This is a genomic window from Micromonospora sp. WMMD737, from assembly GCF_049179055.1.
Taxonomy (GTDB): domain Bacteria; phylum Actinomycetota; class Actinomycetes; order Mycobacteriales; family Micromonosporaceae; genus Micromonospora; species Micromonospora reichwaldensis.
Genome location: NZ_JBMHMH010000001.1, coordinates 4,860,470 through 4,883,868, shown reverse-complemented (window position 1 = coordinate 4,883,868; position 23,399 = coordinate 4,860,470). Strand labels below are relative to the sequence as shown.

25 protein-coding genes are annotated in these 23,399 nt (G+C 73.0%); 12 read left to right on the top strand and 13 right to left on the bottom strand.

The window, feature by feature from the left end; translation table 11 throughout:
• Positions 1-83: 83 nt before the first annotated feature.
• Positions 84-2,243, bottom strand: coding sequence for a sigma-70 family RNA polymerase sigma factor (locus ACN27A_RS21505; protein WP_421456299.1), 2,160 nt, complete (start codon positions 2,241-2,243; stop codon positions 84-86).
• A 495-nt stretch (positions 2,244-2,738) separates the two neighbouring features.
• On the opposite strand from ACN27A_RS21505, the gene ACN27A_RS21500 reads away from it, so the two are divergent.
• Positions 2,739-4,076 carry an RICIN domain-containing protein gene (locus ACN27A_RS21500; protein WP_421456296.1) on the top strand — a complete coding sequence of 446 codons (1,338 nt, stop codon included), beginning with the start codon at positions 2,739-2,741 and terminating at the stop codon, positions 4,074-4,076.
• A gap of 167 nt (positions 4,077-4,243) precedes the next feature.
• Positions 4,244-5,284, top strand: coding sequence for a DUF4192 domain-containing protein (locus ACN27A_RS21495; RefSeq protein WP_421456293.1), 1,041 nt, complete (start codon positions 4,244-4,246; stop codon positions 5,282-5,284).
• 146 nt (positions 5,285-5,430) lie between these two features.
• On the opposite strand, the gene ACN27A_RS21490 is transcribed toward ACN27A_RS21495, so the two are convergent.
• Positions 5,431-6,273: a helix-turn-helix domain-containing protein gene (locus tag ACN27A_RS21490; protein ID WP_421456290.1), complete on the bottom strand. Its 843-nt coding sequence runs from the start codon at positions 6,271-6,273 to the stop codon at positions 5,431-5,433.
• A 25-nt stretch (positions 6,274-6,298) separates the two neighbouring features.
• Between ACN27A_RS21490 and ACN27A_RS21485 the strand changes: the two genes are divergently transcribed.
• On the top strand, positions 6,299-6,805 hold the full coding sequence (locus ACN27A_RS21485) for a VOC family protein (RefSeq protein WP_421456287.1): 507 nt from the start codon (positions 6,299-6,301) through the stop codon (positions 6,803-6,805).
• A gap of 70 nt (positions 6,806-6,875) precedes the next feature.
• On the opposite strand, the gene ACN27A_RS21480 is transcribed toward ACN27A_RS21485, so the two are convergent.
• On the bottom strand, positions 6,876-8,126 hold the full coding sequence (locus ACN27A_RS21480) for an MFS transporter (RefSeq protein WP_421456284.1): 1,251 nt from the start codon (positions 8,124-8,126) through the stop codon (positions 6,876-6,878).
• A gap of 154 nt (positions 8,127-8,280) precedes the next feature.
• On the bottom strand, positions 8,281-8,727 hold the full coding sequence (gene coaD / locus ACN27A_RS21475; RefSeq protein WP_421456282.1) for a pantetheine-phosphate adenylyltransferase: 447 nt from the start codon (positions 8,725-8,727) through the stop codon (positions 8,281-8,283).
• A gap of 53 nt (positions 8,728-8,780) precedes the next feature.
• Here coaD and ACN27A_RS21470 point away from each other — a divergent pair, with 53 nt between their 5' ends.
• A complete protein-coding gene (locus ACN27A_RS21470) occupies positions 8,781-9,569 on the top strand; it encodes a class I SAM-dependent methyltransferase (RefSeq protein WP_421456279.1) in 789 nt (262 codons plus the stop codon).
• A gap of 117 nt (positions 9,570-9,686) precedes the next feature.
• Here the strand turns inward: ACN27A_RS21470 and ACN27A_RS21465 are convergent, their stop codons facing one another.
• From ACN27A_RS21465 to ACN27A_RS21455, 3 genes are all read right to left on the bottom strand, one after another.
• Entirely contained in the window at positions 9,687-10,562 is an 876-nt protein-coding gene (locus tag ACN27A_RS21465) for an alpha/beta hydrolase family protein (protein ID WP_421456276.1), read from the bottom strand.
• A gap of 396 nt (positions 10,563-10,958) precedes the next feature.
• Complete coding sequence (locus tag ACN27A_RS21460) at positions 10,959-11,153, bottom strand: DUF397 domain-containing protein (protein WP_421456273.1); 195 nt, start codon at positions 11,151-11,153, stop codon at positions 10,959-10,961.
• Complete coding sequence (locus tag ACN27A_RS21455) at positions 11,141-11,884, bottom strand: Scr1 family TA system antitoxin-like transcriptional regulator (RefSeq protein WP_421456270.1); 744 nt, start codon at positions 11,882-11,884, stop codon at positions 11,141-11,143. Before ACN27A_RS21455 ends, ACN27A_RS21460 begins: the two co-directional genes overlap by 13 nt.
• A gap of 208 nt (positions 11,885-12,092) precedes the next feature.
• Here ACN27A_RS21455 and ACN27A_RS21450 point away from each other — a divergent pair, with 208 nt between their 5' ends.
• The 3 genes from ACN27A_RS21450 to ACN27A_RS21440 all read left to right on the top strand — a co-directional run bounded on the left by ACN27A_RS21450 (position 12,093) and on the right by ACN27A_RS21440 (position 13,480).
• Positions 12,093-12,401 (top strand): hypothetical protein, encoded by a 309-nt coding sequence (locus ACN27A_RS21450; RefSeq protein ID WP_421456267.1) that lies wholly within the window; start codon positions 12,093-12,095, stop codon positions 12,399-12,401.
• Positions 12,398-12,643, top strand: coding sequence for a flavin reductase (locus ACN27A_RS21445; RefSeq protein ID WP_421456264.1), 246 nt, complete (start codon positions 12,398-12,400; stop codon positions 12,641-12,643). The genes ACN27A_RS21450 and ACN27A_RS21445 overlap by 4 nt, the downstream gene beginning before the upstream one ends.
• Before the next feature lie 141 nt (positions 12,644-12,784).
• Positions 12,785-13,480: a GAP family protein gene (locus ACN27A_RS21440; RefSeq protein WP_421456263.1), complete on the top strand. Its 696-nt coding sequence runs from the start codon at positions 12,785-12,787 to the stop codon at positions 13,478-13,480.
• 5 nt (positions 13,481-13,485) lie between these two features.
• Here the strand turns inward: ACN27A_RS21440 and fdhD are convergent, their stop codons facing one another.
• The gene (gene fdhD, locus ACN27A_RS21435) at positions 13,486-14,340 is read right to left on the bottom strand and encodes a formate dehydrogenase accessory sulfurtransferase FdhD (RefSeq protein ID WP_421456260.1); all 855 of its coding nucleotides are present in this window, start codon (positions 14,338-14,340) and stop codon (positions 13,486-13,488) included.
• Between the two features lie 132 nt (positions 14,341-14,472).
• Here fdhD and ACN27A_RS21430 point away from each other — a divergent pair, with 132 nt between their 5' ends.
• Positions 14,473-15,090 (top strand): LuxR C-terminal-related transcriptional regulator, encoded by a 618-nt coding sequence (locus ACN27A_RS21430; protein WP_421456258.1) that lies wholly within the window; start codon positions 14,473-14,475, stop codon positions 15,088-15,090.
• A gap of 17 nt (positions 15,091-15,107) precedes the next feature.
• Here ACN27A_RS21430 and ACN27A_RS21425 read toward each other — a convergent pair whose 3' ends face one another.
• Entirely contained in the window at positions 15,108-15,365 is a 258-nt protein-coding gene (locus tag ACN27A_RS21425) for a hypothetical protein (protein ID WP_421456255.1), read from the bottom strand.
• A 143-nt stretch (positions 15,366-15,508) separates the two neighbouring features.
• Between ACN27A_RS21425 and mobA the strand changes: the two genes are divergently transcribed.
• The 3 genes from mobA (at position 15,509) to ACN27A_RS21410 (ending at position 17,645) form a co-directional block, all read left to right on the top strand.
• Positions 15,509-16,195, top strand: a complete 687-nt coding sequence (gene mobA / locus ACN27A_RS21420; RefSeq protein WP_421458555.1) for a molybdenum cofactor guanylyltransferase — start codon at positions 15,509-15,511, stop codon at positions 16,193-16,195.
• On the top strand, positions 16,192-16,458 hold the full coding sequence (locus ACN27A_RS21415) for a DUF6457 domain-containing protein (protein WP_132240493.1): 267 nt from the start codon (positions 16,192-16,194) through the stop codon (positions 16,456-16,458). Before mobA ends, ACN27A_RS21415 begins: the two co-directional genes overlap by 4 nt.
• 80 nt (positions 16,459-16,538) lie before the next feature.
• Complete coding sequence (locus ACN27A_RS21410) at positions 16,539-17,645, top strand: T3SS (YopN, CesT) and YbjN peptide-binding chaperone 1 (RefSeq protein ID WP_421456251.1); 1,107 nt, start codon at positions 16,539-16,541, stop codon at positions 17,643-17,645.
• A 106-nt stretch (positions 17,646-17,751) separates the two neighbouring features.
• Here ACN27A_RS21410 and ACN27A_RS21405 read toward each other — a convergent pair whose 3' ends face one another.
• Complete coding sequence (locus tag ACN27A_RS21405; RefSeq protein ID WP_421456249.1) at positions 17,752-19,635, bottom strand: beta-propeller domain-containing protein; 1,884 nt, start codon at positions 19,633-19,635, stop codon at positions 17,752-17,754.
• Between the two features lie 78 nt (positions 19,636-19,713).
• Positions 19,714-20,172: an Lrp/AsnC family transcriptional regulator gene (locus ACN27A_RS21400; RefSeq protein WP_421456246.1), complete on the bottom strand. Its 459-nt coding sequence runs from the start codon at positions 20,170-20,172 to the stop codon at positions 19,714-19,716.
• A 59-nt stretch (positions 20,173-20,231) separates the two neighbouring features.
• Between ACN27A_RS21400 and ddaH the strand changes: the two genes are divergently transcribed.
• The gene (gene ddaH / locus ACN27A_RS21395; RefSeq protein WP_421456243.1) at positions 20,232-21,065 is read left to right on the top strand and encodes a dimethylargininase; all 834 of its coding nucleotides are present in this window, start codon (positions 20,232-20,234) and stop codon (positions 21,063-21,065) included.
• Between the two features lie 216 nt (positions 21,066-21,281).
• Here the strand turns inward: ddaH and ACN27A_RS21390 are convergent, their stop codons facing one another.
• Together ACN27A_RS21390 and ACN27A_RS21385 are read right to left on the bottom strand one after the other, a co-directional pair.
• Positions 21,282-22,475, bottom strand: a complete 1,194-nt coding sequence (locus tag ACN27A_RS21390) for an ABC transporter substrate-binding protein (RefSeq protein WP_421456241.1) — start codon at positions 22,473-22,475, stop codon at positions 21,282-21,284.
• Between the two features lie 79 nt (positions 22,476-22,554).
• Positions 22,555-23,352 (bottom strand): alpha/beta hydrolase family protein, encoded by a 798-nt coding sequence (locus ACN27A_RS21385; protein ID WP_421456238.1) that lies wholly within the window; start codon positions 23,350-23,352, stop codon positions 22,555-22,557.
• Positions 23,353-23,399 lie beyond the last annotated feature (47 nt).

Sequence of the window (23,399 nt, the reverse complement as noted above, 5' to 3'; positions counted from 1 at the left end):
CCCTCCCGCCGGCCGTACGGGTGCCGGCCGCACGATGTCGGCGGCTCACCCCGCCGGCTGCGTCGGGTCGGGTGGCCCCGCCGTCACCGCATGTCGGCGCCCATCGCCGGATCGCGGCGGTTCAGCAGGAACGTGGTCTCCGGCAGCGCGCCCCCGGCACCCCGTGGCCCCTCGGCCGAGGACGGGTCGCCGCTGCGCAGGGTCGTCGTCGCCCAGTCCCGCTGGTTCCACGAGTTGTCCTCGTCGTCGACCGTCCCGCCGAGCCACGTCTCGTCGCGGTTGGCCAGGGCCAGGTTGTGCCGCAGCACCGACGGCGAGCCGACGAACGCGAACCCGGCCTTGCCGTTGCGGTAGGCCGTGCTGTTCGTGATCCGCAGCTGCCCGTGGTTGGCCGCCTCGGTGAAGCCGTAACCGGCGTTGTCCCAGGCCGCGCTCCGGGTCACCCGGTGGCGCACCTCGGGAGCGGGGTCACCGCCGCCGAGCTTGAAGCCGTTGCCGCCACCCTCGGTGAAGCCGGGGATCCCCCACCGGTCGACCCCGTTGCCGTACGCCCAGGACCGTTCGACGCTCACCGGGTCCGTGAACTCGCTGAGGTCCAGCCCGTCGGCCGAGTTGTGGTACATCCGGCAGCCGCGTACGAGGTTGCCGGTGCCCGAGCCGTACTTGAACGCCAGCCCGTCCGCCGTGCCGCCGTCGTCCGAGGTGTCGTGGTTGGCGTGGAAGTCGCTGTCCAGCACCTGGTTGCCCACCGTGCCCGGGTCGCGCAGCAGCAGGCCGATGCCCCCGTTGTCGTGGACCGACAGCCGGGAGAAGACGGTGTGGCGGCAGGAGACGCAGACGTACGCGTGGTCGGGCGCGTTCCTGATCTCCAGCCCGCGTACGGTCCAGTAGCTCGCCCGCTGCGTGATCGCCCACTCGCCGGCGGGCACCCGGCTCGCGTCGACCACCGCCCGCTCGTCGCGGTGGCCGCTGACGGTGATGCGTCTCTGCGCGGTGCCGCTGGTGGTGATGACCAGGGGCTCGGTGAGCCGGTGGGTCCCGCCGCGCAGCACGATGGTCTGGCCCGGGCGTACCGCCGCGACGGCCCGGCCCAGCGTGGCGTACGGGCGGTCGGCGCTGCCGGTGCCGGCGTCGGAGCCGCCAGGTGCGACGTGGATCTCGGCCCCCGCCGCCGGGGCTGCGGGGCGGGTCGGCCCGGCGGCGGTGGGCGTACCCGTGGGCCGGGACGGTTGCGCGGCCACCGTGGGGCCGGCCGGGGCGGGGACGCCGCCCGGGTCGGGGGCCTGGAGCACGGCGTAGCCGATGCCGCCGGCCGCGACCGTGGCGACCGTGGCGCCCGCCACGACCTTGTTGGCGAAGAAGCCCTGGACCACGGCCCAGAACGTCCCGGCGGCCGGGGCCGCCGGGACGCCCGCCACGAGCCCGGCGGCGACCGGGAACGTCGTCATGCCCGGCAGCAGCCGCTCCGGTGCCAGCAGCACGTGCCCGTGCGATCCGCACCGCGGGCAGCCCCGGCCGTGCCGGCTCAGCCGCTTGCGCCACAGCGGTCCGGCGGTGCCGTCCCAGCCGCGCAGCAGCGCGGCCAGCTCCGGGCAGCGGGGTGTCGCGCGCAGCGCGCGGACGATCAGCCGGCTCTCGTCCAGTCGCGCCCGCATCCGGCCCAGCCGCACCGCCGCGTGCTTCGGGCTGACCGACAGCGCGTCGGCCAGCTCGGCGCGGCTCAGCTCGCCGATCGCCTCCCGCCACCACCACCGCAGCAGCCGCCGGTCGTCGTCGTCCAGCCAGCCGGTGGCCTCGACCAGCTCCCGGCGCTGCTCGCTGAGGATCAGCTCGGCCACGGTCCGCTCGGCCAGGTCGCCGCCGGGGTCGGGCAGGTCCGCGTCGGTCTCCTGCTCGCGGCGCCGGGTCCGCGCCTGACCGCGCAGGTGGAGCTGCACCTGCCGGTACACGATGGACACCAGCCAGGCGCGGAACCGCTCCGGCTCCCGCAGGTCCGGCAGGCCCCGGATGACCCGGACCATCGTCTCCTGGACCAGGTCGTCCACGTCGGCGTGCCCGTTGAGCGCCCGCCCGACGATCCCGTAGACGAGCGGGAGGTGCGCGGAGACCAGCTCGGTGAGCGCCGCCTCGTCACCCGCGCGGGCGGCGGCGACCAGAGCGGGCACGTCCGGGTGGAACGGGTCGCGCGTCCCCGGGTCCAGTTCCGCGTCGTGGGCCGGCGCGTGGACGTCGCTGCCGGTCACGGTGGTGGTCCCTCCTCACGTCGCGGGTGGGCGGACCGACCGGATCGGCGCGCGCCTTCCGCCGCCCGGACCGGCGTCTTTCCGCCGGTACGGCAGCGGTGGACCACGCAGCTCACGGCATGCTCGCACACCGAAATGCCCCTGTAAAGATCGTCGCCCGTCACTGTCAAAGTAAGTAGGCGATCCAAACAAAGTTCTGAATTTCCGTTGTCGACGTGACCCTGCCGTCGTCTACGGAACCAGAGCGGGCCGACGCCGACCCGCCTGGCATCCGGCCCCGGGCAGCCGGCTGCCAGGCGGGCCACCACGCACCACCACCACCCGTACCCAGGAAGGAAGTCAATGCGACTCACCACCCATCCCCCCGACGAACGTCCGGCACCGGCGACCACCGCCGTCCGTCGCCTGTGGCGGCGTGTGGTGCCGTTGGCGGTGCTTGCCGTCGTGGCGCCGGCTGCTGTGGCGGTCGGCAGTGCTCCGGCTCAGGCGGCGGCTGTGGACACGGGCGCGTACTACGTGTTCGTGTCGCGGCACAGCGGCAAGGTGATCGATGTGTCGAACTATTCGACGAGTGATGGTGCGCCGATTCATCAGTGGACGCGTACGGACACGTCGAACCAGCAGTGGCAGTTCGTGCCGGTGGACAACGGTTACTTCCAGTTGCGGTCGCGGCAGAGCGGCAAGGTGTTGCAGATCGCCAGCGCCGAGGATGGTGCGGCGTTGACGCAGGAGTCGGCGGGTACGAACACGCGGCAGCATTTCGGGGTCGCGGATTCGGCGGACGGGTTCGTGCGGTTCGTCAACCGGCACAGCCGTAAGGCGTTGGACGTGTGGGAGTGGTCGACCGCGGACGGTGGTCGGATCTCCCAGTTCGCCGACCTCGACGGCTTCAACCAGCAGTGGCAGCTGGTCAAGCTCGGCTCGGGCGGCACCCCGTCGGTGCCGTACGGCAACGCGCCCGACGGGTTCGCCACCGGAGTGACCGGCGGGGCCGGCGGGCAGACCGTCACGGTGACCACCCAGGCGCAGCTCAACCAGTACGTCACCGCGTCGGCCCCCTACGTGATCCGGGTCGCCGGCACGATCAACATCAGCCCGAAGGGCACCGAGCTGCGGGTGGCGTCCAACAAGACGATCGTCGGCGTGGGCACCAGCGGCCACATCGTCGGCGGCGGGTTCTTCCTCGGCTCCGGGGTCAACAACGTCATCATCCGCAACCTGACGATCCGCGACACCCTGATGCCGGACGACGACCCGGGCGACGACGCCTACGACTACGACGCCATCCAGATGGACACCGTCAACCGCGTCTGGATCGACCACAACCGGCTCCAGCGGATGAACGACGGCCTGCTGGACAGCCGCAAGGACAGCACCAACATCACCGTCTCCTGGAACCACTTCGCCGACAACAACAAGACCTTCGGCATCGGCTGGACCGAGAACGTCACGGCCCGGATGACCATCCACCACAACTGGTTCCAGAACACCAGGACCCGCAACCCCAGCGCGGACAACCTGGCCAACCTGCACATGTACAACAACTACCTGCAGAACTGCGCCTCGTACGGCAACTACGTGCGCGGCCTCACCAAGGCCGTCATCGAGAACAGCTACTACGAGAACGTCCGCAACCCGTACTACGTCGAGGCGGGCGAACTCGTCCAGCGGGGCAACGTCACGGTCAACAGCCCGTGGGACTCGGGCAAGGTCAAGTCGAAGGGCTCGGCGTTCAACCCGAGCAGCTTCTACCCGTACACCCTGCACAACGCCGCCGACATTCCGGCGATGTTGCGTACCCACGCCGGCCCGCAGGCCGGAATCGGTAACTGACCGACCCGCGGTGGCACCGGCCGATCGGATCGGCCGGTGCCACCGTCGCGTTCCCGCACCCTCGGGAAACGGCGTGAGCTGCGGCGATACTCTCCGTGTCTGTGGACAACCCGCGTGTCGTCCACAGGCGTCGGCGACCGCGACGCCCCCGCCGCAGGCTGCCAGCCATGACCCCGACCGACCGCCCCCGGCTCGCCGTCCGTTCCCCCGCCGACCTCATCGCCGCCGTGCCCTACCTGCTCGGCTTCCACCCGACCGACAGCGTCGTCGTGGTGGCGATGCGGGACCGCCGGATCACCTTCGCCGCCCGCGCGGACCTGCCCGACCTCGCCGACCCGCGCGACCCCGCCGGCCACCTCGCGGGCGTCATCGCCCGGCAGCACGCCGAGACCGCCACGGTCCTCGGCTACGGCCCGGCGCCGCTGGTCACCCCGGCGGTCGACGCCGTGCGCGCCGCGCTCACCGCCGCCGGGCTCCCCGTGCTCGACGCCCTGCGCGTCACCGAGGGCCGCTACTGGTCGTACCTCTGCACCGAGCCGGCGTGCTGCCCGCCCGACGGCACCCCCTACGACGTCGGCGCCAGCGAGGTCAGCGCGGCGGCCGTCTTCGCCGGCCAGGTCGCGCTGCCCGACCGGGCCGCCCTGGTCGCGCTGGTCGCCCCGGTGACCGGTCAGGCCCGTTCGGCCGTACGCCGGGCCACCGCCCGCGCCGAGCGACGCCTCGCGGACCTGCTCGACCGCGCGCCCGCGACCGACCTGCGCAGCGAGCGGACGCTGCGGTCCGCAGGAGCGGCGGCGGTACGCACCACGCTGCGTCGGCACCGGCGGGGTCAGCGGCTCACCGACGACGAGGTCGCCTGGCTGAGCGTGCTGCTGACCCACGTGCCCGTCCGCGACCACGCCTGGGAGCGCACCGACGGGCGGGACGAGGACATCGCCCTCTGGACCGACGTGCTGCGCCGGGCCGAGCCGGAACTGATCGCCGTGCCGGCCGCGCTGCTGGCGTTCGCCGCCTGGCGGGCGGGGCAGGGCGCGCTGGCGGCGGTGGCCCTGGAACGGGCGCTGGCCGAGCACCCCGGCCACTCGATGGCGCTGCTCCTCGACGACCTGCTGCGCCGGGGCGTGCCGCCGTCCGAGCTGGACGGCTGGCCGGCGGTCGGAAACCCCGGAGTGCTACGCCGCCGGCGCCGCCGACGCGGCCCCCGCTGACCCTCCGTCAGAGCATCCCGAGCGCGGCGCCGTGTTCATGATTTCATGACATCGAGCCTCGTCTCCCGGTGCCGGCCGGGGCATCGGGGAGATTCCCCTGGCGCACCCGGATCGGACGACCGGGGAGAACCCGGTCATGCCTCCCGTCACGCCCCGCCGTCCTCGCGCGTGACCCGCCGCCGGTAGCTGCTCAGGGAGAGGCCGAGGACCGTCCGGAACTCGTTGGCGAGGTGGGCGTGGTCGCTGTAGCCGAGGTCGGCGGCGACGGCGGCCAGGGTCGTGTCCGGGTCGGTACGCAGGCGCTCGGCCGCCTCCTGTAGCCGGCGCCGACGGATCATCGTCGACGGCGGCAGCCCGACGTACCGTCCCGCGAGCCGCTGCAACGAGCGGGTGGACAGGCGCACGCGTACGGCGGCCTCCTCGACCGTCCGGATCGCCGGATCCGTGTCGATGGCCTCGGCCATCGCGTTGGCCAGCAGCGCCTCGTCGTCCGGCGGTGGGATCGCCTCGCTGAGCCACCCCGCGAAGGCGTCGACGGCCCGGCGGTGCCGGGTCTGCCGGTCACCCGGCCCGGTCATCTCGCGGTGCACCCGCTCGTGCAGGTCGGGCAGGTCCACGGCCTCGTAGCGGTCCCGCAGGGCCGCCGGATCCGCGACGAGACGGGGCACGGCCGCCGGCCGCAGTAGGGCGCCGACGGCCCAGCCCGTTCCGGTGAGGTCACGGTGCGAACTGCCGGTCGTCGGCCCGGAGATGCCGACCGCGTCCGGTTCGACGACGAGGTTGCAGGCGGGGAAGGCGATCAGGTGCTGCCGGGAGGACCGCCCCGGCTGGATCTGCCACTCCGGGATCCAGAACCACCGCACCAGCTGCCGCACCGCGTCCGGCGGCGGGAGCCGGTCGAAGGTGGGCAGCCGCGCCGGATAGAGGACACCCCGTGGGCTCGCCGCACCCGGGGCGGGCACCTGGCGCGAATCTTCAAGCCGGCCCACGCCCGCCGTTCCTACGATCGGTCACATGACTGCAACGACCCGAGCCGCCGACGGTGAGCACACCACGAACGGTACGCCGCACGGTGCCACCAGCCTGACCCCCTTCCTGGCGATCCCCGACGCGCGCGGCGCCATCGACTTCTACCGGGAGATCTTCGGTGCCCGGGTGGTCGACGTGACCGAGATGGGCGGGGTCGTGGCCCACGCCGACCTCGACTTCGGCCACGGGCTGCTGCAACTCGGCGAGCCGATGCCCGACTACGGCCTCGTCGCGGCCCCCGAAGGGGACCAGGACTGCTACTCGATGGGCCTCTACTGCCCCGACGTGGACGCCGTCGTCGCCCGGGCCGAGGCGGCCGGCGCCGTCGTCCGTGAGGCGCCGTCCACGTTCGTGTCCGGCGACCGGTTCGCCAGCATCAGGGACCCCTTCGGCGTACGGTGGTCGGTCATGACCCGGGTGGAGGACCTCTCCGAGGAGGAGAGCGCGCGACGGGTCGCCGAATGGGCCGAGCAGCAGAACCAGGCGAACTGACACGGGGGCACGGCATTCAGGCTGCGGCGGCGGAACCGGTGCTGTGCGTGGCGGCCCGGCCGCCACGAAGTCAGTCTGCCATCACCGGGTCCGCTGCCTCCGGCTCCGCCGCCCGCGTGGGCCGGGTGGGTAGCAGCACGGCGGCGAGCACCGCGCTGGCTGCCAACACGCCGACCACGAGCCAGACCGTGATGGTGAGGGACAGTTGTTGTCCGGCGACACTGCCCGCCGACGCGCCGACGACGGTTGCGGCCATCTCGGCGGCCGTGAAGGCGGATCCGACCCGACCGAGTTGGCGGTCCGGGGTCTGACGTTGCACCTGGACCTGGACCAGCATCAGCAGCGCGCCACCGGGCAGACCGGCCAGGGCGATGAAGACCAGTGCGGCGACGAAGTGGTGGATGAGGAAGAGCCCGGCGAAGCAGAGGGTGATCGCCGCCAGGCAACCGGTGAACGACAGCCGGAGAAGCCCGCTGCGGGACAGCACGTTGCCGACGTATGCGCTGGCCAGGAAGCCGACGCCGAGTGCCGCCATCAGGATGCCCACGTCGCCGGCGTCGCCGCCGAGGACATCGATGACATACGGCACCAGAAGTACGTTCAGAGCGGCGTTGGCCAACAGGAAGAGGCTGGAGACGAGGAGCGTCGCGCGGAGGACGGAGTGCCTGAACAGGAAGGCCAGGCCCTCCTGGACCTGCCCCCAGCAGGCGGCCAGCCAGGACGAGGTTTCCGGCTGGCGCCCGTTGTCGGCCACCCGCAGTGGGCCCATCCCGAAGATCAGCACGGCGGAGAGCAGATACGTCGCGGAGTCGATCAGCACCAGACCGTCGAAACCCACGAGGGCGTAGAGCGCGCCGCCCAGGGGTGCGCCGGCGAGGCGGACGATGCCGCTCGCAACCGTGTTCCAGGCGTTCGCCGCTTCCAGGTCACCGTCCCGACCGACGACTGCGGGCACCGCCGCCCGGGCCGCCGGCTGAAAGAAGTGCCAAATCGCGCTCTCGAAGAACATCGCCGTGTAGAGCAGCCACAGCATGCGCGGATCGTCGACCATGATCAGTGCCAGCACGATGACCATGCGCAGCAGGTCCGCTCCGACCATGACCGCTCGCCGGTCCCAGCGGTCGACCAGCACCCCGGCCAGGGGCGCGAAGGCGATCGCAGGCAGGGTCTGCGCGACGAAGGCGAAACCACTGCTGAATGTCGACCCGGTCATCGTGTAGACGTGGACCGGCACCGCGACGATCATCAGCCAGTTGCCCAAGTTGGACAGTAGCGTGCTGCTCCAGAGCAGGCCGAAACGCCGGTTCCTGATGAAGATCACCGCTCTCCTTCGCCCTCGGTGCCCCACGTCAGGGGCGACGACGGATGACGCGCCGTCTGGCATGCCAGGCCGGCAGTGCGGTACGAGTCAGGTCGTGGCGGTGGCAGAAGCCGCTAGCGGGACACCCGGCCGTCCTCGGCTGCGTGGACGATGATCACTTCTTCAGCGTGCGCACCGCGGTCGAGGACACCGCGGCCAGTTCGGGCTGCGCAGGCAGGAACACCGTGGGGACACCGAGCGACTCGTTCATCGCGGCGAGCCGGTACTCGCTCTGCAGGTCGGTGGTGTTCCGCAAGCCGCGGACGATCACTCCTACGTCGTGGCGACGGCAGTAGGCGGAGGTCAACCCGCTCCAGGCCGCAACGCTGACGGAGGTCCACCCGACCGGCAGAACGGCCCGGACGGCGGCCGCTCGCTCCTCTTCGTCGGTGCCCGGATCCTTGAGGCTGTTGATGGCGACGAGCACGACCACTTCGTCGAAGAGGCGGCGTGCACGGTCCACCACGTCCAGGTGCCCGGGGGTGAAGGGATCGAAGCTGCCGGGGTAGACCGCCCGCACGCCTCTGCCGGTGCTCATGGCCCGACTGTAGACATTGGCCATGCCCTGAGCAGAATCGCTCGCTTCCCGGTCTGCGCCGCGGGCAGGCTGTCGGGATGAAGGCGAGCTTCGGCGGTGAGGTGGCAACGTACTACGCGAGGCACCGGCGGGGTTATCCGCCCGAGGTGCTCGACGTCCTCGTCGGCGCGTTCGGCCTCAGCGCCGAGGACATGGTGGTCGACCTCGGCTGCGGCACGGGCCAGTTGAGCCTCCCGCTCGCCGCCCGGGTCGGGAGCGTCGTCGGCGTGGACCCGGAGCCGGACATGCTGGTTCTGGCCCGCCAGGCCGCCCTCGACGCCGAGACGGTCAACACCGTGTGGATGCTCGGCACCGACAACGACCTGCCCGCGCTGGGTCGGCTGCTCGGCGGAGGGACGATCGGCGCGCTGACCGCCGCCGTCGCCATCCACTTCATGGACCGCGACGCGCTGTTCAGGGCCGCCCGCCCGCTGCTGCGTACCGGCGGCGGCGTCGCCGTCGTCACCAACGGAGCGCCGCTGTGGCTCCAGGACGCCGACTGGTCCAGGGCGCTGCGCGACTGCCTGGAGCGGCTGCTCGGGCACCCCGTCACCGCTGCCTGCCAGACCGACGACGCCGGCCGCCTACGCAACCGGGACGCCCTCGTCCGCGCCGGCTACCGGTACGCGGAGTCGTCGGTGCAGTACGACGCACCGCTCACCGTCGATGACATGGTGGGCGGCGTCTTCTCCGCCCTGTCGGCCGACCGACTGCCTTCCACGCAGGGCCGAGCCACGTTTGCCGCAGAGGTGCGCGACGCCCTAGGCGGACGCGACGAGGTCACCGAGCGGGTCCGCGTCTGGCTCCAGTTCGGTACGCCCGACTGAAGGCGCGCCTCGCCCAGCCGAGCCTTCCATCTCCACGGCCCGCCGGCATCGGAGCGCGCCCCGGATGGTCCGGCCCGCTCGGCCAACTCGGCGACGAACGCGTGCCACGCCGCCACGTCATCCAACTGTGGGGAGCCGCCGGTCCAGCCAGGAGAGCAGGATCTGTGCGTACTGCGGGCTGATGCCGGCCAGGTTCTCGGCCTCGTGCAGGGTGGGCGCGTGGTCGCAGCCGGCCAGCCGGGCGATGGTCAGGTCTGCCGCGACGGCCGCCCGGCGCCACACCGTCAGGCTCTCCTCGATCGGGATCCAGGCGTCGGTGTCGCCGTAGCAGAGCAACACCGGGCAAGTCAGCGCCGCGAATACCGGTTCCGGATCGAAGTCCATGTCGGCCCAGGCGCCGGGCTCCGGCACCTCGCGTGGCAGGAACGCCAGCGGGAACCAGGGCCGCTCGCTGGCGGCGTGCAGCTCCGCCTGGGCGACCGTCCGGGACAGCCCGCCGCGAAGGTACGTCTCTGCGACCCCACGCAGCCGGTCCAGCTCGGCGAGGTCGGCGTCGCCGTACCCGTGGCGGCGAAGTTGCTCGGCGGTGCCGTACCGCATCTGTCGGGCGGGGCTGACCCCGCTGCACCCGACGAGCACGAGGAGGTCGACCGGGTGGCGGCTGGCGGTCAGCGCCGCCGCCCAGGCCCCCTGGCTGAACCCCCACAGTCCGACCGGGACGTCACCGACCTGCCGGCGCAGCACGTCCAGGGCCGCCGCCGCGTCGTCGGCCTGGGCGTTGATCGGCACGTCGCGTCCGTCGATCCTGGGGCGCCGGTCGTAGCGCAGCACCGCGATGCCGGCAGGCGGCAGCAGCCGGGCCAGGTGCTCATAGAGGAAGTACGACCGGTTGTCGGCGTGGGAGCCGTGCAGCACGGCGAGGGCGCCCCGGGCCGGCCCGGCCGGCAGGGTCAGGGTGGCGGGGAGTTGCTGCTCGCCGACGCTCAGCTCCATGCCGGGCAGCCAACCACCGCCCGGGCGTTTCCGTCTCGCCCGGTGAGGAGCTGGCGGCACGCCGATGCGGTCCACCGTCAGGATCGGGCGGCCCTTGCGGCTCGTGTGGGACTGTCGAGCTGATGTCGCAGACGATTCACCGCCATCTGGTGTCGCAGCGAACCAGGCATCGCCTGATGTCACAGACGACTCAGCTCGACAGCGTCGCGCGACCTGTTCGCCCGCGGGCGGGCTCCGCCACCGCCGCACGAGGCGCGAATCATCCGGTCAAGGCTGCGTGACGAGGCGCCAGCTCGACTGCTGGCGGTCACGAGCCGTCTCCCGCGCGGCGCTCGGGTCTGGCTGGGTGTCCGCGATCCTGCTCGCCCGCGCCGGGCGCGACGTGCGCTTCGGACGTCAGGCCCGCTCGGCCAGCTCGGTGACGAACGCGCGCCACGCCGCCGGTGCGAAGGTGAGCGCCGGGCCGGCCGGGTCCTTCGAGTCGCGGACGGCGACGACGCCGGGAAGATTGTCGGCGACCTCGACGCAGGCGCCGCCGTTCGAGCTGCTGCGGGTGCTCTTGCGCCACTGCGCGCTGGTCAGGTCATCCATGATCGCGCTCTCAACAGGTCGATGGTCTGGTCTCGCGGAAGCGCGACCGATCTCACGGTATCCCAGACCGCCCAGAGCGGAACAACGTCATTTGTGATGCGGCCGGTGGCTTGGTCATCGAGGTAGCCGACCTCGCCGTCGGGCGTGCTGGCGATGATGAACGGCCCAGCCTGCCCGGGGTGCAGCCCGGCACGGAGAGGAAGCACGTGGATCATGACGTTCGGACGCCGGGCAAGCTCGATCAGGTGATCAAGCTGCGGTTGCATGACCTCGGGCTCTCCCCGCAGGAGCGCAGCCTCGTCGATCACGAAGACCAGGAGAGGAGGACGTGGACGGTCGAGCACGGCGGCCTGCCGGCGTAGCCGGGCGTCGACATAGGCTTCCGCGTCAGCCATCAGCGGCCCGCTCGTGAGGACTGCCCTGGCGTAGTCCTCGGTCTGTAGGAGCCCCGGGAGGACGGCTGACTCGAACCACCGCAGCCCGGACGCCTCACGCTCGATCTCGGTCCACGGTCTGAACCACGCTGGCTCTCTTCGCTTCAGTGCGTCCGGCCAGAGCTCTTCTATGTCCTTGTTGAGGATCTCGGCGACCCGGGCACGGTGTCGGGTCTGCGGGATTCGTCCCTGGCTCACCCAGCGTGCCGCCGTCTTCGGGTCGACGCCGATCTGAGCTGCGAGGCTCTCCGCAGTCTCGCCGGCCTTCGCCATCGCCACCTGAACCGCCCGGTTCATCCCCGCTCCTCGCCTGAACATCCTGAATATCCCCGGTACAGACTGCTACGCGGTGTGATCGGCTGGCAACCCTCGGCAGGGTGCTTCGTAGACGGCGCGAGCCGGTGGGGGCATCCCGAGGCCCGCCGGTCGTGCCGCGAGGGGGTCGCCGCCGGGCGAGCATCCGTGGCGGCCCCCTCCTCCATACCGACGGACGAGGGGGAAGACCTTGCCGGAGCGCCAGCCGCCGCCAAAGCCGGACCCGAAGCCCGTGCTGCGGCAGATCAGGTCGGGTGACGTGCTGCACCTGTCCCGGTCCGCGAGCCCGCAGTTCGTCCGCCCGATCGTCGTACGCGTGATCCGGGTCCTGACCGACTGGCACACGTACCACGGTTGGTGCTGGATCGACGTCTACCAGCTGTGCGCGCGCGGCGACGCCGTGGACCGGCGCTCGCTCTACGTGTGGTGCGAGGGGGTTCGCTGGCGTACCGCAGCTCCGGCCTCGCCGGCGACGGCCCGCCGGCGGGTCCCGGCATGAACCGGCGCCGCGCCCACCTGCCCACCCGGCCTACCTGGCGCTGCGCGGCCTGCGGGATCGCCTGGCCGTGCTCGGCGGCGAAGCTGCGGCTGCTCGCCGAGTACCGGACGGACCGGCCCGCCCTGCTGATGCACCTGGCGACCCTCCAGGCCGAGGCGGGCGAGGAACTCGCCGCGCTGGACCATGCCACGACGCCGGCCGGTCTGACCGCCCGCTTCACCGCCTGGGCCCGCCCGCGCTGACCGCCGCCGAAGGCACCACCGGAAGCGACGGTGTGGCGTTCTCCGTCGAAAGATGTAGGAGATGTTCGTTCCGTAAGGCGAGTCGGTGGGTTCGACGCCGGCACAGAATGGGTCCGTGCCCCAACCCATCGCAAGCACCGCATGAGCGTCGGACTGCTGCTGTCGCTCGCCGGCCTGGCCCTGGTCGACAGCACGAGTATCGGCACGCTCTTCATCCCCGTCTGGCTGCTGCTCGCTCCCGGGCAGGTAAACGCCCGCCGGATCCTCGTCTACCTCGGCACGATCGCCGTCTTCTACTTCGGCGTCGGGCTGCTGCTCGCCCTCGGCGGCAGCCGGCTGGCAGACGTCCTCGGCGGGGCGATGGACAACCGGCCGGTGCTCTGGGCGCAGCTCGTCCTCGGGGTCGGGCTGTTCCTGCTCAGCTTCCGCTACGACAGCAAGCGGCGTCCGCGCAGCGGCGGGGTGCTGCGTTGGCGGGACCGGGCCACCGCCGGCGACTCCTCCGTGCGGTGGCTGGTGGGGCTGGCGCTGCTCGCCGCGCTCGCGGAGGTGGCGACGATGCTGCCGTACCTCGGCGCGGTCGGCCTGCTGACCACCTCGGGGCTCGGCGCGGCCGAGATGGTGGGGCTGCTCGCCGGCTACTGCCTGGTCATGGTCCTGCCGGCGGTGCTGCTGCTGGCGGCCCGGATGGCGCTGCCGAGGCTGATCGAGCCGGTGCTGGCCCGGCTCAACGCCTGGATCATGCGAACCTCGGGCAGCATGCTCGGCTGGATCCTCGGCATCGCCGGCTTCCTGCTGGCCCGCGACGCCGCGTTCCGGCTGGGGCTCTTCGGCTAGCGGGATCAGGTGGTGATCCGGTCGGGGCGGGCGTAGACGTTCATCGCCTCGCCGCGCAGGAAGCCGACCAGCGTCAGCCCGGCCTCCTCGGCCAGCTCCACCGCCAGGGTGCTCGGCGCGGAGACCGCCGCGAGCAGGGGCACCCCCGCCATCCACGCCTTCTGGGTCAGCTCGAAGCTCGCCCGCCCGGAGACCAGCAGGACGTGCCCGGCCAGCGGCAGGCGCCGCTCGCGGACCGCCCAGCCGACCACCTTGTCGACGGCGTTGTGCCGGCCCACGTCCTCGCGCAGCACCACCAGGTCGCCGTCGGCGGTGAAGAGGCCCGCCGCGTGCAGGCCGCCCGTGCGGTCGAATCCGCGCTGCGCCGCGCGCAGCCGGTCCGGCAGCGCGGTCAGGACCGCCGCCGGCACGGTCAGCGGGTCGTCGCCCACCGCGAAGACCGATCGGGTACGCACGGCGTCGATGCTCGCCTTGCCGCACACCCCGCAGGAGCTGGTGGTGTAGAAGTTCCGGGCCGGATCGACGGCGGGTTCGGGCACGCCGGGCGACAGCACCACGTCCACCACGTTGTACGTGTTGGGTGTCTCCGCGCCGGCGCAGAGCTGCGCGGTGCGTACGTCGTCGGCGGAGCGGATCAGCCCCTCGGTCAGCAGGAAGCCGATCGCCAAATCGAGGTCGTCGCCCGGCGTACGCATGGTCACCGCGAGCGGCCGTCGCCGGCCGGGACCGGCCGCACCGACCCGGATCTCCAGCGGCTCCTCCACGGCGAGGCTGTCCTGCCGGCGTACCGAGGCGCGGCCCGTCGCCGCCGCGTCGAGGTCGATGCGGAGCACGCCGCGCCGGTCAGTCGCCCGTCCCATCCCGCCATCCTGCACCCCGGGGTCGGGGCGCCACGCGGCGACGGCCCGTCCGTATCCGCGATGTACGCGGCCTGTACGCCGCCCGCCGTACGGTGTGACCGTCCGCAGGAGGAAGTCCGGAGAGGGTGGGCCATGACCGTCAGGGTCGCTGTCGTGGACGACGGGTCGCTGACCTTCCGTGGCGTTGCCGACGCCCTCCTACGGGCCTCCGGGGTGACAGTGGTCGGCGTGTTCCCCTCGGTCGAGTCGGTCGCCGCCCTGCGCGACGCCCCGCAGGTCGTCGTCGCCGACCGCTGCGCGGAGTCGAACGCCGGCCCGTGGTGGCCCGACGGGCCGGCGTTCGTCGTCCTCGCGACGTGCCAGGACGCGGTACGGGTGCGGGCCGCCCTGGACGCGGGCGCGCTCGCCTATCTCGGGCGGGACATCGACGAGGCCACCCTGCTGCGGGCGGTCCACGCCGTCGGGCGGGGCGACCTCTACCTCGACGGCGCGGCGCGGGTCGCCCTGCTGCCCGACGCCGTCGCAGACATCGGCGACGGCGGTCCGCCGCCCATGCTGACCGCCCGGGAACGGGACGTGTTGCGGCTCGTCGCCGAGGGCCTCACCCACCAGCAGATCGCCCGCAGGCTGTGCCTGTCCAAGTCGACGGTCGACACCTACACGCACCGCCTGCGCCAGAAGACGGGCGCGGTGAACAAGGCGGGACTGACGCGGATCGCGATGGCGTTGGAGGTCAGCCCCGCCGCCTAGGCCGGGTGGCCGGCGCGTCAGCCCCGGGTCTGCACGAGGAACGAGTAGCCGATCCGCTTCGTGCCGTCCCAGTTGTACATCGGGTAGCACGGTCCCGGCGACGTCCACGAGCTGACGTACGCCGGCCGGGCCGCGTTGCACGCCTTGAGCGTGGAGTAGAGCGGGCTGTTGTAGGCCGCCTGGGCGGGCGCGGCCAGGCCGAGCACGGCACCGCCGGCCACGGCGGCCACCGCGATCAGGCTGCGTACGCGCGGGCGGCGCGGAGTCTTCGTCATCGTTGCTCCCTTACTTCGGCAGATCTGCCGTGCCCGTCCCCCGTCGAACCCGTCGCTCGGGGAGGGCGCGCTACAGGACCAGGCTCCACCGGTGGCCGTCCACGATCACGTCCCACTTCTGTGTAGGCCGCTCCACACGGGAGATCCGGGCAACCCCGGTCCGTCGCCTCGCGTCTCCCGGCGAGGCGTCGGGCGGATACCGTGGCCCGGTGGACGCGTACGCGGCGGTGGTGCTGGCGGGCGGGGTCGCGCGCCGGATGGGGGGCGTCGACAAGCCCGCCCGGACGGTCGGCGGCCTGCCCATGCGGGACCGGGTGCTCGCCGCGGTCGCCGACGCCGCGCCGCGCATCCTGGTCGGGCCTGCCGCACCGGTGCCCGCCGGGGTGCGGGTGACCCGGGAGGAGCCGCCGGGCGGCGGCCCCGTCGCCGCCGTCGCGGCCGGGCTGGCCCTGCTCGATCCCGGTACGCCGGTGGTCGCCCTGCTCGCCGCCGACCTGCCCCTGCTCACCCGCGCGGCGGTCGGGGAGTTGCTCGGCCACCTCGACGCTGGTCACGACGGCGCCTGCTACGTCGACGGCGACGGGCGGCGGCAGACCCTCTGCGGCGTGTGGCGGGTGGCCGCGCTGCGCGCCGCCCTGGACCGCCTCGCCGCCGAGCGCGCCAGCGGGCAGCCCGAGGGGTCCGCCGCGCCGCTGGCGGGGGCACCGATCAGGGCGCTGCTCGCCGGGCTGCGGGTGCGCGAGGTGCCGTGGGCCGGTGCCGGCCCGCCGCCCTGGTTCGACTGCGACACTGACGAGGACGTACGCCGGGCGGAGGAGTGGGCGCGATGACGGTCATGGACGACTGGGTGACGGCGGCCTGTGCCGAGCTGGACCTGGATCCCGCCCAGGTGCCGGTGCCGGCCGTGCTCGACCTGGCCAAGGACGTGGCGCACCAGGTGCTGCGGCCGGGCGCGCCCGTCACCGCGTACCTGCTGGGGCTGGCGGTCGGGCGGGGCGCGGACCCGGCCGGCGCCGCGGCCCGGCTGAGCGCGCTGGCCGCCGCCTGGCCGGTCGGGCTCGGCGCCGAACGCCCGGGCGGGACACCCGCCTGACCTCCGCTGTCCGATCACGGTCGGGCTGATTGGTCTCCCCCGTCGCGTGGGTAGGGTGACCGTGACGGACGGAGGCGATCATGACGGCGGACCATCCCTCGGCGCCGGGCGGCGACTCGCCCGGCACTCTGCCGGCGCACCACGAGCCGATCCTGCTCGACGAGCCCAGCACGGCCGACCTGCGGGCCAAGGTCACCCAGGCCTGGCACGAGTTCGCCCGGGCACTCGCCGAGCGGTTGGCGGCGCTGCCCACGGGCACGCACGTGGAGCTGACCCTCGACCCGACGGCCTCCGGCACCGGCGACGCGGTCTACTCGGTCAGCATCGACATCGGCGAGGAGGACCGGCTGGCCGCCCGCGCGGTCGGCAACGCCACCCTGCCGGAGGGCTACCGGCTGGACCGGGCCGCCGTGGCGGACATGATCGCGCTCGGCTGGTCGCCGCCCGGCGTGGTGCCGGGCTCCGGCGAGCACTTCGGGCTGGACAGCGGCACCGCCGAGGCCACCCGGCTGGCCGCCCTGCTCACCCGGACGCTGCGCGACGTCTACGGCGCCCCGCACCCCGCCTTCCTCGTCTACCTCATCCACGACGCCGAGGGCGAAGCGCTGCCGGTGGAACCGCTGGGCACCGCGCGCAGCGAGTTCGGCCCCGACCGCAACGTGGAGGCCGACCTGGACGAGGCGCTCGCGGCGGCCGCCGCCGCCCAGGCGCCCGAGCACGACGCGGCGGCGCTCGCCGAGCAGGTCCGCACCGTCGTCTCGACAATGCTCAAGTCGGAGCCGGACCGGTTGCAGGTCGACTCCGACGGCGACATCAACATCCGCGCCGGCTCGGCGATGGTCTTCGTCCGGGTCCGCGACAACCCGCCGCTGGTGGACGTCTTCTCCCCGGTGCTGACCGAGGTCGAGCCGACCGAGCGGCTCTACGTGAAGCTCTCCGAGCTGACCAACCGGATGCCGATCGGCCGGCTCTACTGCGCCGACGACACCGTGTGGGCGTCCATCCCCGTCTTCGGCCGCAACTTCCAGGCCACCCACCTCATGCTCGCGGTCCAGGTGATGACCGGGCTCGCGGACGAGCTGGACGACCGCCTGCACGGCGAGTTCGGCGGGAAGCGGTTCTTCGGCGAGGGCGACAAGCCCGTCAAGCGGGACCAGGAGGAACACCGCACCGGCATGTACCTCTGATCCACGCCCCGCCACCGGTGGGCGGCGGGGTGGAGCCCGGAGCGGTGGTGGCGGGTGGGGCCCGGAAACCCCGAGAAACCGGGCCCCACCCGCCGGGGAGGGAGGATCAGGTCACGGGGAGCCAGTCGAGGCTCCGGGCGGTGGTCGGATCGGTGGCCCGCAGGCCGGCGGCGGAGACGGTCCAGAGCACGTCCCCGACCAGCAGCGACCGCAGGACCGGGCCCGCCGGGCCCGTGTGGGAGACCGTGCCGACCTCGCCGATGTCGGTCCCGGACACCCGCAGCAGGCGTACGTCGTCGCCGACCGGCAGCGCCACCAGGCCCGTCTCCGGGTGATGCAGGAAGGCGTGCGTGTCGTGTTCCAGCGCGGAGTACGCCCTCGGCACGTGCCACTGGTCGAGCCGGCTCGGCCGGGCCGGGTCGCGTACGTCGAACAGCGAGACCTGGAGCCCCTGCGCCCGTCCCCGCCGGTCGGCCTCCTGGCCCACCCCGAGCAGCCGGCCCTCCGGCAGCGGGTGCAGGTACGCCGAGTAGCCGGTGATCTTCAGCTCCCCGGTGACCCGGGGCGCGGTCGGGTCGGTCAGGTCGACCGCGTAGAGCGGATCGGTGAGCCGGAACGTGACCACGTACGCGGAGCCGCCGAGGAAACGTACGGAGTAGATCCGCTCGCCCGGGCCGAGGCCGGTGACCGCGCCCGTCCGGACCAGCGTGTCCCCGTCGGGACGCAGCACGTGGACGGCGGACTCCGAGTTCGGCCGGGTGCCCCAGGCCTCGCCCGTGGTGGTAGCCACCCGCAGGTGCCCCTGCCACTCCGAGAGGGCGTACTGGTTGACGAGCGACCCGGGCACCGAACCGGAGGCCACGTAGCGGGGACGCCCGGGCGCGCCGGTGTCGAACCGGTGGATCTCGGTGACCTGCGGGTCGGGCCGCCGGACGTCCCCCCGGAACGAGCCGGGCCGGGGCGGCACCGGCCGTTCCCCGGCGAGATAGAGGCTGCTCCCGGTGCCGTAGACGGTGGTGGCGTCGGCGGCGACGCTGACCGGGTCGCCGTCGCCGAGGCGGTCGCCGGCGAGGTCGAAGCTGAGCACGGTCAGCATCGACGTGCCGGACCAGGCGGGCGGCCGGCTCAACCGGTCGCAGCCGACCCGGCCGGTGTGCCGTTCCGCCCCGGCCGTCCACTCGTACGCCGGCAGCCACGCCTCCACTCCGGCGGCGGCGATCACCGCGCGGTTGGCGGCGGTCCGCGTCGCGTCGGTGCCCCGTTCGGCGTACGGGAAGACCAGTTGGGGGCGGCTGCGGACCACGACCCGGGCGGTGGCCCCGGTCTGCCGGGCGTCGACGAGGCTGCCGTCCATCCGGTAGGTGCCGAGCACCCGCGGCGTGCCCGCGAGGTCGACCAGGATCAGGCGCGGCGCGGTGCGGGCCCGCGCGGCGCGGGTCGCCGCCTGGAGTTCCGCGCCGATCTGGGTCAGCACCAGCGCCCGGTCGCCGTGCAACAGCAGGGTCGCCTGCTCACCCCACGCCAGCTCCGGCAGCGTCCGCGTGAGGTCGAGGCGACCGGTCTCCCGGCGGGCGGCCGGGTCCACCACCCGCAACACGCCCCGGGTGACGGTCACGATCCGCCGCCCGTCGGTCTTGACCAGGTCGGGTTCGTCCGCGCCGGCCTCGTGCACGTTGGTCGTGGAGTGCTCCTGGGCGGGCTGGGCGGACTGGGCTGACGCCCGGGACCCGGACGCGTCCTTGCCCACGTCGCCGAAGGCGGCCCCGGTGCGCCAGCCGTTGCCGAAGCCCCACGGGCCGACGGACGCGTCGGCGGCGGCGCGCAGCCCGTCCAGCGCCTGGGCGCAGGAGTCGTAGGAGACCAGCACGGGCGCGGCCGTCGGCTGCCCCGGGCGCGGTGGGTCGGGCGGCGCCGCCGGGATCGCGCTGCCGCCGAGCAGGGTGAGCGCGGCCAGCGTGCCGACCGCGAAGATGTGGGCTCCCCGTGTCATGGCCGGTTCGACGCGCCCGGCCGGCGGGTGGTTCCGGCCCTCCGCCGACCTTCCGCGCCGCGTTCCGCCGCGCCCGGGTCAGCGGGGCGAGGGGCCGACGCCGGGGGAGTCCACGAGCCGGGAGAGCACGATGGTGCTCCGGGTCGAGGTCACGAAGGACTCGGCCCGCAGCCGTTCCAGCGCCGCCTCCAGGTGCCCGATGTCGGCGGCCCGCAGGTGTACGAGGGCGTCGGCCTCGCCCGAGACGGTGTACGCGCCGACCACCTCCGGGTGCCGGCGGGTGGCGACCCCGATCTGGGCGGGGGTGGTCCGACCGGCGCAGAACAGCTCGACGAACGCCTCGGTGGTCCAGCCGACGGCGGCGGGGTCGACGACGGCGGTGAAGCCCCGGATCACGCTGGCCGCCCGCAGCCGGTCCACCCGCCGTTTGACCGCCGGAGCGGATAGCGACACCCGCTGACCGATGTCGGCGTACGAGGCGCGGGCGTCCGCGACGAGCAACGCAATGATCCGCTGGTCCACGTCATCTATCTGCAACGTTCCGCCTCTGGGAAGCAACGGTTGTGGCTGTTACCAAAGTTCGAGGGTACCTACCCTTGGTCATCGTGAACCAGCAGCGAGTCGCGCGAAAGCGGACATATCTCATGTGCTCGCCGGAGCACTTCGCGGTCGAGTACGCGATCAATCCGTGGATGGACGTGACCACCCCGGTCGACTCGCAGCTTGCGGTCAAGCAGTGGGACCGGCTGCGGGAGACCCTGGTCGGTCTCGGCCACGAGGTGCACCTGCTGACCCCCGGGCAGGGCCTGCCCGACATGGTCTACGCGGCCAACGGGGCGTTCGTGGTCGACGGCACGGTCTACGGCGCACAGTTCAAGCACGAGCAGCGGGCCGCCGAGGCCGCCGCGCACCGGGCGTTCTACGAGTCGCAGGGCTGGCGGTTCATCGCGCCGCTCGAGACCAACGAGGGCGAGGGCGACTTCGCGTACCTGCCGGAGGCGCACGGCGGGCTGATCCTCGCCGGGCACGGCTTCCGCACCGAGCTGCCGGCGCACGCCGAGGCGCAGGAGGCCCTCGGCCGGCCCGTGGTGTCGCTGCGCCTGGTCGACCCGCGCTTCTACCACCTGGACGTCGCGCTCGCCTCGATCGACGACGAGAACGTCGTCTACTACCCCGGCGCCTTCTCGGCCGCCAGCCAGCGGGTGCTCACGCAGCTCTTCCCCGACGCGGTGGTCGCCGACGCCGAGGACGCCCTGGCCTTCGGCCTCAACCTGGTCAGCGACGGGCTCAACGTCGTGCTGAACAGCGAGGCGACCCGCCTGGCCGGGAAGCTGAAGGCGGCCGGCTACCACCCGGTGCCGGTCGAGCTGGCCGAGCTGAAGAAGGGCGGCGGCAGCGTGAAGTGCTGCATCGCCGAACTCCGCCCCTAACCCCCACCCACCCACTCACCCACTCACCCACCCACCCACTCACCCACCCACCCACCCACCCACCCCACCCCGACGCCCACCCCCGATGACGCGTCGATCATGCAGTTGTGGTGCCGGCTGTATGCCGAATTGCGCATTCCATCCCCCACCACAACTGCATGATCGGCGGCGCGGGTGGGGTGGGGGTGGGTGGGGTGGGTGGGGGTGGGGTGGGGTTTAGCCGAGGGTGGCCAGCTCCGTTACCAGGACGTTGGAGAGCACCTGGCCGTCGAGCTGGACCTCGCGCAGGTACCACCGCTGCTGCGGCGTACGGGGCTGGTTGAACTGCCACACCCCGCGCGGACTGTCGATCTGGCCGATCTTGCCGAGGGCCAGGTTGACCTGCTGCGGGGTGGGCGACCCGCCGGCGATCCGGATCGCCTGGTCGAGCACCTGCGCGGCGTCGTACGAGGCCATCGCGTAGGTGGTCGGCGAGGTGCCGTGCTTCTTGCGGTACGCCGAGGCGAACCGGCGGTTGGCCGTGTTGTTCAGGTCGGACGAGTAGTTCAGCGCCGTCTGGATGCCCAGCGCGTCCTCGGCCTTGACGCTGCTCAGCACGGCGCCCTCGGTGAGGAAGCCGGGGGCGTAGACCTTGCCGGTGAACCCCTCGATGCGCAGCTGCTTGATGAACTCGACGGCGGCCGGCCCGGCGAAGAAGCAGAACACCGCCGTCGGGTTCCGGCCCAGCGCCTTGCGGATGTCGGCCCGGTACGCGGACTTCGACGGGTTGGTGAAGACCTCCGTCGAGACCACCGCGTCCTTGATCCGGGGGTCGGACTCGCCGAACTCCTGCCGGAAGCCCCGCACCACGTCCTGGCTGCCGACGCTGTCCGGCGCGATGATGGCCAGCCGCGCCGACGACTCCAACTGTTCGCGCAGGTAGCGGCCCAGCGCCCGGCCGGCCTCGTCGAGCACGTACGACGTCCGCCAGATGTAGACGACGCTCTGGAGGCTGGACGGCGAGGCGTTGGAACCGATCAGGGGCACCCGGGCCTGTTCGACGGTGTCCCGGATGCCGGACATGACGTTCGCGTCGACCACGCCGGTGAGGGCGAGCACGCCCTGCTTCAGCAGCCCCTCGACGGCGGCCTTGCCGGTCTTGACGCTCTCGCCCTCGTCGGCGGTGAGCAGGGTGGTGGGGTGCCCGCCCAGCAGCTTGTCGTTGAGCTCGAGGAAGAGCTGGAAGCCGTTGGTGATCTCGTCGCCGATCGCCTTGAAGCCGCCGCTGGTCGGCGCCACGAGGCCGATCTTGATCGGGCTTCCCGTGCCCGCCTCGCCGTCGGCGTCGTCGGTGCCGCACCCGGCGACCAGTCCGGCCGTACCGAGAGCGGCCAGCAGTTGGAGGGCCCGCCTGCGGTTCATCTGCGACACCGAGTTCCTTCCGGGGAGCGTTGCAGGGCGGATCACGCCCCCTCGGCGTTCTACCCGGTCAGCGACGCTGCGTCAATGCTTAGCGATCTTTCCGCAGCGATCGGAAAGCAGCCGTGATCTGTGGCCACGCGGCGGACTCCGGATCGATGAGCCCGAAATGCTCGCATTCCGGCAGCTCAACGAGGTGAACGTCGCCGCCCGCCGCCCGGCCGGCGGCAACGAACTCCCGACTCATCCCGACCGGGACGTGCTCATCGAGTGATCCGTGCGCGACTACTGTCCGTGTCGGGATAGGTACCAATGAACGTGGATCCGCCGCGGCGTACCGCTCGGGATGGTCCCCCGGGCCGCCGCCCAGCAGCGCGGCCACCGCCCCCTCGTCCAGATCCAGCCGGTACGCCTCCGCGAGGTTCGACACCGGGGCCAGCGCCAGCACGCCGCCGACGGCCTCCGGGGCGGTCGCCGCCACGTACAACGACAGGTGTCCCCCCGCCGAGTGGCCCACCAGCAGCGGCGGCCCGGCGGCGACCCGGCCGGGCAGCGCCTCGGCCGCGAGCCGGGGCAGCTCCGTCACGCCGGTCAGCACGTCGGTCAGCGTCGCGGGCCAGCCGCCACCCGGCTGCCCCGTCCGGCGGTACTCCACCTGCGCCACCGGGTGGCCCAGCCCGGCCAGCGCGGCGGCCAGCGGGTCGGTGTGCCGCCGGTCGTACTCGGCCCGCCAGAAGCCGCCGTGCACCACGACGACCAGCGGCCGGGCCGGGCCCGACCCGGCCGGGACGCGCAGGTCGGCGAGCTGGTCCGGGTGGTCGCCGTAGGAGACGGTGACGTCGGGGGCCGGAGCGGGGCGGCTGAGCACGTCGCGGGGGTCGGCGGGCATGGCGCGACCGTAGCGCGGATCACGCGCGGATCCGCCGTCGGGATCGG

Coding starts and splice junctions, on each gene's coding strand:
- ACN27A_RS21495 (WP_421456293.1), top strand. CDS start 4,244: ATGACCCCGACCGACCGCCCCCGGCTCGCCGTCCGTTCCCCCGCCGAC.
- ACN27A_RS21485 (WP_421456287.1), top strand. CDS start 6,299: ATGACTGCAACGACCCGAGCCGCCGACGGTGAGCACACCACGAACGGT.
- coaD (WP_421456282.1), bottom strand. CDS start 8,727: ATGGCCAATGTCTACAGTCGGGCCATGAGCACCGGCAGAGGCGTGCGG.
- ACN27A_RS21470 (WP_421456279.1), top strand. CDS start 8,781: ATGAAGGCGAGCTTCGGCGGTGAGGTGGCAACGTACTACGCGAGGCAC.
- ACN27A_RS21465 (WP_421456276.1), bottom strand. CDS start 10,562: ATGGAGCTGAGCGTCGGCGAGCAGCAACTCCCCGCCACCCTGACCCTG.
- ACN27A_RS21460 (WP_421456273.1), bottom strand. CDS start 11,153: ATGGATGACCTGACCAGCGCGCAGTGGCGCAAGAGCACCCGCAGCAGC.
- ACN27A_RS21455 (WP_421456270.1), bottom strand. CDS start 11,884: ATGAACCGGGCGGTTCAGGTGGCGATGGCGAAGGCCGGCGAGACTGCG.
- ACN27A_RS21445 (WP_421456264.1), top strand. CDS start 12,398: ATGAACCGGCGCCGCGCCCACCTGCCCACCCGGCCTACCTGGCGCTGC.
- ACN27A_RS21440 (WP_421456263.1), top strand. CDS start 12,785: ATGAGCGTCGGACTGCTGCTGTCGCTCGCCGGCCTGGCCCTGGTCGAC.
- fdhD (WP_421456260.1), bottom strand. CDS start 14,340: ATGGGACGGGCGACTGACCGGCGCGGCGTGCTCCGCATCGACCTCGAC.
- ACN27A_RS21430 (WP_421456258.1), top strand. CDS start 14,473: ATGACCGTCAGGGTCGCTGTCGTGGACGACGGGTCGCTGACCTTCCGT.
- ACN27A_RS21425 (WP_421456255.1), bottom strand. CDS start 15,365: ATGACGAAGACTCCGCGCCGCCCGCGCGTACGCAGCCTGATCGCGGTG.
- ACN27A_RS21415 (WP_132240493.1), top strand. CDS start 16,192: ATGACGGTCATGGACGACTGGGTGACGGCGGCCTGTGCCGAGCTGGAC.
- ACN27A_RS21410 (WP_421456251.1), top strand. CDS start 16,539: ATGACGGCGGACCATCCCTCGGCGCCGGGCGGCGACTCGCCCGGCACT.
- ACN27A_RS21405 (WP_421456249.1), bottom strand. CDS start 19,635: ATGACACGGGGAGCCCACATCTTCGCGGTCGGCACGCTGGCCGCGCTC.
- ACN27A_RS21385 (WP_421456238.1), bottom strand. CDS start 23,352: ATGCCCGCCGACCCCCGCGACGTGCTCAGCCGCCCCGCTCCGGCCCCC.